At 34.0% G+C, this 3,345-nt stretch carries 4 protein-coding genes; all 4 read right to left on the minus strand.

From position 1 onward, the window contains the following. Positions 1 to 492, minus strand: a 492-nt coding sequence (locus AB8B65_RS03810) for a DUF1772 domain-containing protein (protein WP_405299532.1), incomplete at its 3' end; no start/stop codon positions are given. Between the two features lie 105 nt (positions 493 to 597). Further along, positions 598 to 1,584, minus strand: coding sequence for a helix-turn-helix domain-containing protein (locus tag AB8B65_RS03815; protein ID WP_405299533.1), 987 nt, complete (start codon positions 1,582 to 1,584; stop codon positions 598 to 600). A gap of 41 nt (positions 1,585 to 1,625) precedes the next feature. Beyond that, positions 1,626 to 2,279: an alpha/beta fold hydrolase gene (locus AB8B65_RS03820; RefSeq protein ID WP_405299534.1), complete on the minus strand. Its 654-nt coding sequence runs from the start codon at positions 2,277 to 2,279 to the stop codon at positions 1,626 to 1,628. Positions 2,280 to 2,316: 37 nt separating this feature from the next. Then, complete coding sequence (locus tag AB8B65_RS03825) at positions 2,317 to 2,787, minus strand: hypothetical protein (RefSeq protein WP_405299535.1); 471 nt, start codon at positions 2,785 to 2,787, stop codon at positions 2,317 to 2,319. Positions 2,788 to 3,345: the final 558 nt, after the last annotated feature.

Below are 3,345 nucleotides of genomic sequence, written 5' to 3' on the forward strand. Positions count from 1 at the left end.
ATGTTGAGTTACTTTTACAAGTGCAATCACTAATAATAAGAAGGCAATAAAGCTTGAAATAGTTCTGATAAGATGTAGTTGATTCCAGCGTATTTCAAATAGATTGCGTAACCTTTGTAAATCTTGTGTTTTGGCTGTTGCCAGATTGGTTTTGTCTAAAATTTCATTTAGTGGAACATTTCCAAAAATCGTTACCAATACCAAACCGAATAGATATACAAGTGTTGCCGTAATGAAATGAATCATGATGGTTTTTGGAATGTCTTTCCAAAGAAATATACTAATGATTTGTAGGATGATAGGACCAAAAAAGACAACGATAAACGTTGGATTGATAATGCTTCGATTCATTTGCTGAAACGCTTGCAAGTAACCAAGATTTTCCAGTTTCCCAATTCCTGTAGTAATGGTATTTGTCCATGTAAAACACAATCCTGCGGAAAGTCCGGTAAGCAGTATTGCAATGATAAGTACGATAAGTTTAAGTCCCATAACTGATTGTTTTAGTTTGATGAGACAAAATTGAGAAAAGTGATAAAGTTGTAATTGACACTTTACGCCAATGTTTTGATAGTTTGCGCCAAAGTGCTGAAAATGTTAGTGTTTGCGATATTGAATCGGCGTTTTTCCTGTCCAACGTTTAAAAGCACGATTGAATGCACTTTGTTCTGAAAATCCAGTTTCAAAAGCAATTTGAGCAATTTGAGCGTCCGATTTTGTTAAGAGAAATTTGGCGCGCTCTTCTTGTTTTTGTTGAATTAAATAGCGAAAAGTAACACCGTTTTCGGAAAGTCTGCGTGTAAAAGTACGTGCGCTCATTCCTAAAATAGTAGCCAATGAAGTTACACTCGGAATTCCACTTGGAAGCGCATCAGCAATTAAAATTTGAATATCAGAGATAAGTTTATTGGCGTTAATTTGAATTCCGTTGGTTTCTTCTTCCACACGTTCTACTAAAAACGCATTGATACTGATATCGGCTTTGGCAGTGCGTAAATTTAAGTCTTTCGCAGTATAAGAAATGATATTGTGCGACTGATTGAAATGAATTGGACATTGAAACGCCTTGTGATAATCGTCTAATTTTCTTGGCGGATCATGCTTGAACGAAACTGATATAGGAAAGATTTTTTTTTCGCTCATGGCTTGCAATACGACAACTGTTGCGGAAAAAGTAGCTTCATTCGACAATTCCAATCCGCGACGATGTGCGTCTCTATACAAATAGATTTTTGAAATTTCAATGCCTTTTTCTACTTTAAAAATGTATGTGTCAGATAGTAATTTAAAATACCGTTCGCTTCGATCAAAAATTTCGCCAACCCACGAACAAGTTTTCCAAGCCAAGCCCAGCACTCCGTAATCGTCTATTTTCATCTTTTGTCCTACACGAATAGAAAATCCTGCGCCTAATTTTTCATCTAAGAATTCGTGCAATTCAAAAAAGTGATCGGCAGGAACCGCGTTGCGATTGGCTATGGCGTCTATTGGTGTTTTTAAATTTTGAAATTCATCTGCGTGCAATCCTTCATCAAGTGCATGATGAATCATTTTTTTATAGAGATTGATGGAGATATATTTCACAAAATAGACTTTGTAGCAAAAATACTAAAAAGTTAAATGTGTTAGTTTTTAATATGTGTTTTAATAAAATCAGAAATTGTGGAAGCTTCATCAATCACACAAATATGACTCCCGTTTTTAATAATGAGATCGGGTTTGCTGATGAGTTTGTAAGGTAAAGTTTTGTCATTCGTTCCATGAATACGGACAATTTTGGTCGTTTCAGGAACTTTTGGTGTTTTCCAAGTGGACAATGCTCTAAAAGCCCATTGCAAATAAGAATTGGTTTGTTTGCCAATCATGCTTTTGAATAGCTTTATAGTTTCAGGAGTAAATCCGTGACGTTTCCCCCAAAATGGAACAGATTTAATACAAAACCATTTTGTAAAAAAACGATCTAATCGTAACGGTTTTACAATTTTGAATGTAAATGGTAATTCTTTTCGTGATGCAATACTTGAAACCAGCACAATTTTTTCAATTTGGTTGGCACTTGCAATTTCTTGCGAAACAACTCCGCCGAGCGAATGTCCAATTAAAATTGTTTTTTGGGCAGCTGATTTCACGGTAGCGAATAAACGTTGCGAATAGTCGTGAATGTGCTCGTTTTTCAATGGCTCAATCCAATTTAGGTATTCAATTTCAAAATCTGATAGGTCTAAATTATGAAAAATACGATCGTCATAACCCAATCCTGGAATTAAAATAATCCGCATACGCTTGTAAAAAAATGTGTTTCAACAAAGTTACTTTTTATTGATGAATAACAAACCAAACTGCTACAAATTCTTCGATTGATAGTTCGCCATCAAAATTAAATAGAATATCACCTCTAAAGTTTGATTGTCCTTTATATACTTTTCCATCTTCAATGCGTGCAATAACATCAAATGAAGAAATAGAATTGCCTCTGTACACTAAGTTATCTTGAATATTGAATAGAATATCACCTTCAAAGAATGAATTTTTACGATATACTTTTCCGTTTTTTACCGTTGCAATAATGTCTTTAATAAAGTTAAAATTGCCTTTATAAATCTTTGAATTTTGAACGTTTACGATAATATCTAGTCTAAAATTTGAATTTCCATTGTATACTTTTCCATCTTCCACAGTGCAAATTAAATCATTGGTAAAGTTTGAATTTCCTCTATATACATACGTTTGCGCAAACATGCTGAATGTTGCGAAAAATAGGAGTGAAGCGACGATGATTTTTTTCATGGATTGAAGATAGAGAAATATTTCTTTCATTCCTGTGTGTTTGCTGTGTTTCTCGAAGTATTGATAGGAATCTATTTTTTAGCTTACTTATCGGAAACTTGCGTTAGCGTGTAAGGAAACGTCTTTGCGAACAAAGTGAAGCAATCTGTCTCTAAAAATACTTATTGTTGTTTTATTTTTTCACCACGAATTCACGAATTTTTTTAGCTTGTCTGTTGGTATTTTTGTAAGTAAACTTTCGTTTGAAACTTCTCAATACTATTTCTTAGCCTGTTTGTCTGCACGAGTTGAGAAACTCCCGCTAGCGTTGGGATCAACTGAAAACTGACAACTCTTTTCACCACGAATTCACGAATTTCTTAGCTTGTATGTTGGTGTTTTTGCTTATAAACTTTCGTTTGAAACTTCTCAATACTAATGTCTCAATACTCAATACTATTTCTTTAAACAACTCAAAACGTCTGATTGAGTGAATTTGTGGAACAAATTAGTATCGAAATCTACTCTGAAAACAGCGTTGTATTATAAGTGTTTGTTTTAAAAGGAAACGGTACTTTG

Origin of the sequence: Kordia sp., assembly GCF_045105435.1 — a bacterium.
Classification (GTDB): Bacteria; Bacteroidota; Bacteroidia; order Flavobacteriales; family Flavobacteriaceae; genus Kordia.